General features: G+C 28.5%; 8 protein-coding genes. All 8 read right to left on the bottom strand.

Translation table 11 applies throughout. The annotated features are described in order from the left end of the window. Nucleotides 1–362: 362 nt before the first annotated feature. The 8 genes from AYC61_RS21420 to AYC61_RS16990 all read right to left on the bottom strand — a co-directional run bounded on the left by AYC61_RS21420 (nucleotide 363) and on the right by AYC61_RS16990 (nucleotide 6412). Complete coding sequence (locus AYC61_RS21420) at nucleotides 363–557, bottom strand: hypothetical protein (RefSeq protein WP_156456509.1); 195 nt, start codon at nucleotides 555–557, stop codon at nucleotides 363–365. A gap of 481 nt (nucleotides 558–1038) precedes the next feature. Next, on the bottom strand, nucleotides 1039–2925 hold the full coding sequence (locus AYC61_RS17020; protein WP_066505512.1) for a serine hydrolase domain-containing protein: 1887 nt from the start codon (nucleotides 2923–2925) through the stop codon (nucleotides 1039–1041). 119 nt (nucleotides 2926–3044) lie between these two features. Beyond that, nucleotides 3045–4010 carry a sensor histidine kinase gene (locus AYC61_RS17015; protein WP_202906867.1) on the bottom strand — a complete coding sequence of 322 codons (966 nt, stop codon included), beginning with the start codon at nucleotides 4008–4010 and terminating at the stop codon, nucleotides 3045–3047. 109 nt (nucleotides 4011–4119) lie between these two features. Continuing rightward, complete coding sequence (locus tag AYC61_RS17010; RefSeq protein ID WP_066505502.1) at nucleotides 4120–4815, bottom strand: response regulator transcription factor; 696 nt, start codon at nucleotides 4813–4815, stop codon at nucleotides 4120–4122. Between the two features lie 362 nt (nucleotides 4816–5177). Continuing rightward, nucleotides 5178–5471 (bottom strand): transposase, encoded by a 294-nt coding sequence (locus tag AYC61_RS17005; RefSeq protein ID WP_066505499.1) that lies wholly within the window; start codon nucleotides 5469–5471, stop codon nucleotides 5178–5180. Further along, nucleotides 5443–5748: a hypothetical protein gene (locus AYC61_RS17000; protein ID WP_066505496.1), complete on the bottom strand. Its 306-nt coding sequence runs from the start codon at nucleotides 5746–5748 to the stop codon at nucleotides 5443–5445. The genes AYC61_RS17005 and AYC61_RS17000 overlap by 29 nt, the downstream gene beginning before the upstream one ends. 20 nt (nucleotides 5749–5768) lie before the next feature. After that, a complete protein-coding gene (locus tag AYC61_RS16995; RefSeq protein WP_156456508.1) occupies nucleotides 5769–6077 on the bottom strand; it encodes a hypothetical protein in 309 nt (102 codons plus the stop codon). Nucleotides 6078–6169: 92 nt separating this feature from the next. Then, nucleotides 6170–6412, bottom strand: coding sequence for an IS1182 family transposase (locus AYC61_RS16990; protein ID WP_066505482.1), 243 nt, complete (start codon nucleotides 6410–6412; stop codon nucleotides 6170–6172). Between the last annotated feature and the right edge of the window lie 764 nt (nucleotides 6413–7176).

Here is a 7176-nt window from a genome sequence, read left to right as displayed (position 1 = left end):
TCTCAAATAAAAAATTTATTGTTTAATCAAAATTGACTCTTTGATTTAATTGCTTGGCTTTGCACTGTTCAATTTTCAAAGTCCAATTCACTTGTTTTAATCTCTTTTTCACAAGCGACCTTCTCTATAATATCATTTAATAAACATTTTGTCAAGGTTTATTTTTCTTTGTTGTTTTTGCCAACTCAAATATCTTAACATGAATTTTGAATTAAGTCAATACTTTTTATTAAAAAGTTTTACAAAAATCGTGTTATATCTACATCTATTTGATAAACACTTGTATTTAATCATGTTTAGGCTTACTAAAATTTAACGTTGTTACTTGATTTACTAAAATAATTTTTTTGAATTAACAATGTCTATAACATCTTTGCATATTTTAATACCTTTCCTAAGGCACTTTTTGTTATTGCTTTTAATATGTCTTTAGCTACAAATTCTATGAAACCTTCTAGTAGTGGTATTGATTTTTCTTTCCTTATTTTATATCTTATATCATAATAATCTTTATTTTCAGTATGTTTTTCTTTCATGGCTTTTTCTATTTTGGGCATATGGAAATATATAACAAATTAAAGCTATGACGGATATTTTGTATCAAACGATGAGTTAGTTTCCACTGATAGATTAGCTATCAGTGGAGTGGGGTCTGACGAAGTAGTATTATGCAAAATAGTAACTAGTTATTTATTATATAGCTCTTGGCAATATTTAAATCCTATTGCTACTCTTGCTGTCTTAATTGTTTCTTCGTCTAGTTCTTTTACTATTTTATACAGCCCCTACCACCTTATAGCCCTGATTTAAACCTCATAGCAGTACTATTGAAAATGGTTAAAAGAGAAAGTAGTCTATAATGTCTTTTATAATACAGTTTTTGAAATCAGAAAAAAAGTAAAAACTATTCTTGAAAATGTTAACAATAATACGGAAACTATTATTAATAGATTATGTTGCAAACTATAATTATCCAAAAAAATCATTTCATCTTATATAGTTAATGAGAGTATTCATCAAAAATAGAATTAAAAATATTTAATTCCATGGAAACATATTTATATAATTAATAATTATTACAATTGCTACTCCGGCTAAAGATATAATTATATGAAAAATCCTACTCCAGATTGGCATTAATATTTTTTTCCACACAGATAAAATACCTAAAATCAACATTACTACAGAACAAACAGCAATTGCTATACCAATAAAATTAATAAATATTATCCAACTACCACCATTAGCTATAAACATAAATAAACTTACAACAAGCATTAAAATAAACAAACAAATTATACTAGAAATTCGCTTTAACCATGCAGATATTCCTGTATATTTAATTTTATTTTTCCTAAATAAATTAATTACCCCATTTATACATCCTAATAGTGCAGTCAAAACAATAAATGGTGCTACAATATTTACAAGTATACTTTCTTGTGTGCTTAATCTTTCCCATGCCTGTGCAGGCGCCATAACCTCTAATATCATATATTGTTTTCCATCTTTATCTTCCTTAAAGTAAATAAGTTTATCATTATCTGTATTCTTAAATAAATTTTCTTCTATCCTAGTATAATCCCCACTTATTGGCTCCATAGCCTTAACATGTAGTTCTCCATTTTCATTAACTCTTACTTTAAAAGTCCATAATAAGCCGTAAATTTTATAATAATCATTTCGTGTTCTTCTTACACAAACATAATCTCCTTCAAACTTTTCTAAATCTCCTTTAAAGTCTACTTCAGTTCCTTCTGTAAAATTACTTTCTTTATTTACTCCAAAGAACTTATAAAATTCTTCTGAAAACCCATCTCTTATCTCTTCATCGTCCTTACATGAATTAGAAGAAATAAAAAATCCTATATTTTTTTCAGGACATAAAGATAATAAGCTTGAAAAATACTGTGTATTTCCTCCATGCTCTATTATTGATCTGTTATTTGTATTTTCATAAAACCCATATGAATATCCTGGCAGAAACTTATAATTAGTAAACTGAACTGTATGCATATTTATTGCTGTATTTTCTTTGAGTATTCTATTGTTACTATATTTCCCATTTTGAAGGTGAGCAACTAAAAATTTTGCCATATCATCTGCAGTTGAGCAAATAGAACCTGCAGGATGTACCAAACATCCTCCCGGTTGCTCCGCTTCAAAGTGTTCATTTTCGTAAATATATCCTTTGGATGTATTGGACAAAATGTCAGTAGATAAATAATAACTACTATCATTCATACCAAGAGGATTAAATATGTTTTCTTCAACATATTTATCAAAAGGTATTCCACTTACCTGCTCTACAATATATCCAATTAATGTATATCCATGATTGCTGTACTGAACAACTTCTCCCGGTCGTCTAATAAAAGGAGGCATTTCCTTCTTTATAATATCCTCTAAAGGGTTTGGCTCATCTAATAGTTTATCGCTAAGGATACCCTTCAGACGTTCATCAAAGCCTGCTGTGTGTGTTAAAAGATTTGCCATTGTAATTGGCTTATCACACTTGCTTTCTATTTTTACATCTTTTAAATATTTATTAATATCTGTGTCCAAATCAATTTTACCCTGTTCAACTAGCTGCATTGCTGCTGTAGCTGTAAAAAGCTTTGAAACTGAACCTATTCTAAAAAGTGTTTTATCTGGATCTACGGGTACTTTATTCTCTAAATCTGCATATCCATATCCTTTTTTTAACAATATTTTCCCATCTTTTACTGCTACTAAAGTTGCTCCTGGAACATGACATTCTTCCATGGCTTTTATCATATAGTTATCTACCATTTGTTTAAAATTTGCAGCCTCTTTTTCTTCTTTAGAATCCATTGCAAAAACTGGTGTACATATAAAAGAAATCATAAATATTAAGAGCATACACCAACTTGCCCCTTTGTAATAAAATCTTTTTTTTCCCATTTGTATTCCTCCATCGTATAATTTGATTTATAATTAAATATTAGAGGAAATACCTTACCAAATATTAAAGAAAAACTTACAACTTTCTTAAGATTTTTAAAGATAGTCAAGTCCTATGTCTATTTTAGAACTTGGCTATCTATTAAATATGCTGGTAATATAATCTGAAACACTGTTTCTTCTCTATTGCTACTAGCTTTGATTGTTCCTTCATGAATTTCAGCAATACGCTTTGCAATGGCAAGTCCCATACCTTTCCCACCAGTATTAGAGCTTCTTGATTTTTCACACCTATAAAACCTTTCAAATATATAGGGTAGATCTTCTTTTGATATTGTTTTTCCATAGTTAGTTATCTTTACTATAACATTTTCATACTCTCTTATTATTTTAATATGCATTTTTTTCCCTTCCTTACCGTAAAAAATGCTGTTACTTATAATATTTTGAAATAGTCTTACTATTAAACTAAGATCCACTCTAATCAATATTTTTTCACTGTCACATTCTATATTAAATGTCATACCTGAATTCTCAAGCTGCGGAACAAAATCTATTAATACCTGTTCAACAAGCTCTTTAATGCTGACAATTTCTTTCTTCAGTTTTATACCTTCAAAATTAACATTTGAATACTCAAGTAAATCATCCATAAGTTTTTTTAATTCCTCACATTTTCTCTCTAAAATATCTACATAATGAAAAAAAGCTTGTATATCATCACGATTACTTTTAATCAATTTAATATATCCCATAAGTGCGGTTAAAGGTGTTCTCAAATCATGAGATATACTACTTATCATTTCATTCTTTATTTTTTCAACTTGGCGCTGTTTTTCAATTAAATCTTTAAGGTTCTTTGCCATAATGTTTATGTTCTCAGCTAAATTACCAATTTCATCATTTGATATCACAGGAATATTTATATCTAAATTGCCTTCTTTCATATCGGTAACAGTTTTACTTATATTTTCTATTCTATTTATTATTTTTCTTGAAAATATGTAGAAAAATAATATCATTAACAAAACAAAAACTCCTAAGTAAATAATTAAATAATCAAATTCCAATTCTCCCAAGTCCACAAATATAACTCCAAGGCTTATTAATAATTGAATAGTTGCACAAGTGAACGAAAGAAGAATACTAAAAATAAATATTATGAATAACTTGAATCTTATTCCATTAAAAAACTTAATTTTCAATTTTATATCCCACTCCCCAAACATTTTTTACTATCTTAGGCTCTTTAGGATTATTCTCTATTTTTTCTCTTAAGCGTGCTATGTGAACCATTACAGTATTATTCCCTTCGAAATAGTTTTCCTTCCATACTATTTTAAATATTTCTTCTAAGGTGAAAACCCTGTTTAGATTTCGTGCCATGAGTATTAATATTTCATATTCTGTTTTTGTTAATTTAATATTTTCACCATACAGCATAACTTTACGGGCTTTATGATGAATTTTTAATTCTCCTATGCTTATTACATCCCCCTCTTCATTTTCTTTATTGTTTAGATAAATATATCTTCTTAATTGTGCCTTCACCCTTGCAGTAAGTTCAAGAGGGTTAAACGGTTTTACCATATAATCATCTGCACCTGTACTAAGACCAATGATTTTGTCCATATCAGTTGCTTTAGCACTCAATATTATTATTGGTATGTTCTTTTTCACTCTCATTCTCCTACATACTTCTATTCCATCAATTTTGGGCATCATTGTATCAAGAATTACTAGATGTACACTATTAGAATTTATTATATTCAGTGCTTCTTCTCCATTAAAAGCTTTTATTACATTGTATCCTTCTTTTGAAAGATATACTTCAATTAAATCAACAATATCTTTTTCATCATCAACTACAAGTATTGTTTCTTTACTCATGAAAAATTGCCCCCTTCTTTTGACCAATAGCTAACTGCCACTAAGACTCTCACTTCTACAAATAGCAGATAAGTGGCACTAAGTTTCTGGATAATTTCCTTTTATATTTTACCATTTACTCACGAATAAATCTCCTTATATTAGTAAATAAATATGTGAGAGCGGGAATTTGAGGGAGAATTTGGGGACGGCAGACTGCGTAAAAACAGTCTGCTTTTTTGTTTTGAAATACATAAATTTAACAAGTATTTAATCTTAAGAACACAAAAAAATTTACATATCTTAAATATGCAAAAAATACTTTTTTTTAACTTTTATACCTTCATTAGCTTATCTATTCCTACCACGTTTATTACTCTTTTTTAGTTATAGGTAAAAAAGTGCATGTAAGACTCAGCTTTAACACTTTCATTTCCTCTAGTTAGAAAGTATGTAAAGCCTAAAGCTCGTTTTATTGTTCCAAATGGATGCTCTACTATCATTTGCCTTCGCTTATATAAATCTTTATTTTCCATTATTATTTTATCTACTTCATCGTATATATCTTGATATTCTCCTCTTATTACCCTGTGGCAAGTTTTTGATGTCGTGCACTTATCTTTATTTTTGCATTTTTCACATGCTTTTTCATTTATATATATCTTTCTCTTTGTCATATTTAAAATTTTCTTTTGTATAATCTTTATACCCTGTTCTTGACCCACTTTTTTGTTTTGCTACTATTGTTTTTATATGATCTTTTTTACACTTTAATAAATCATCTCCATTATAGTATCCTTTATCTGCTAGGGCTGTTATTACTTCTTTTTCTTTATTTTCTTGTTTTTCTACATCAATATTTAATTCTTCTACTGCTACCACTATATCATGTTTGCTATCTACTGATATTTGTACATTATGTGATATATCTGTCCCATTATTACTTACGCTCATATGTTTTGCATCTGGATCTGTTATGGTATTTCTCCGTTTTCTTTGATTTCTTTTGCCATTTCCGTTAATTCTTCTATCCTCTTTTTGGCTTTTTCTATTTTCGCTTTTATTTCTTCTTTTGAATTGTTCTTCAGTTCATTTCTTGCTTCTACTTCATCATTTTCTTCTAACAATTCTATGTATTTTTGAGCTATCTCTTCATAATATTTCATCATTTTAGCTACTTTTCTTTTTGTGAAATTTTTTCTCCTTGAATTACTAGCTCTAAATTTACTGCCATCTACTGCTATTATTTCTTTCCCATACAAATTAAGCTCATCACATAGCATACTGAATTGTTTAAATACTTGTGTTAATACTTTTTTGTTATTTTTTCTAAAGTTGATATTGTATTGTCATCTGGCGTTAACTCATTTATTAGTCACATTACTTCTATATTTCTTTTGCATTCTTTTTCTAACTTTCTTGAACTTCTTATGTCATTAAAATACCCATATATGTATAATTTCAATAAATCCTTTGGATTGTATGGTTTTCTACCTGTTGTTTTTGGTTTTGCATATTTGAACCTTAATTTTTCTGTATTAAAACTTTCTACCAATACATCTATTACTCTTACTAGATTATCTTCAGCTATCATATCTTCAAATGATAGTGGCGTCATATTATTTGGTTTCTATTTTTTCCTTTTATATATCTTTGCATGTTTTTCGTCCTTTTTTATTTCAATCATATCATATAGTGGCTATTTTCTAATGGTTTCATCATATTTTATTAGTATTTATTTTGTTTGTTTTTACTCAGTCTGACGGTACTTTTTTGCTCACTTCAACCTAAAACAGCTTAAAATCAATGCTTGTTCTATAATAAAAATTTAAAAACCTTTAGAGAATAAATCAAAGCGATTTTTTGTGAAGCAATTAGTAGCAAAGAAGCTTTATAGCCTTAAAATGAGTGAATTTCAAGGCATAAAAAAATCTCATGGATAGAGCGTACTTGTGTACGTAATTGACCTGAAAATTTTACAACAATTGCCCAAAAAGTCACTAGGGCATCATAAGATGAGTGAAATACAAGGCACCCAAATGTTTTAGAACTATGCGCGTACTTCCGTACGTGAAAGAACTAAAAATAATAAGGAAACTCCTACTCACTAACATTCCTAGGAGTAAGTGACTCACACCAAATCTAGTTCAATGAGCTGCAAAAAAGTAATTAGACGTTGGATGATGAGTGAAATGCAAGGCACCATTAAAATTTTGAGAATGAGCGTACTTCTGTACGTGATTAATTATTAGAATTTTTAACAATACCTTTCTTAGAAGCAAATAACACTATTAACCAAAAAACTACTAGACGCTTTAGAATAAGTAAAATGCAAGGCACCAAAATATTTTAGTGAATGAGCGTACTTGTGTACGTGAATGA

The sequence above is a fragment of the Abyssisolibacter fermentans genome, assembly GCF_001559865.1.
In the GTDB taxonomy this organism is placed as follows: Bacteria; Bacillota; Clostridia; order Tissierellales; family MCWD3; genus Abyssisolibacter; species Abyssisolibacter fermentans.
The sequence above is the reverse complement of the archived record's forward strand: the minus strand, read 5'-3'. Positions and strand labels throughout refer to the sequence as shown.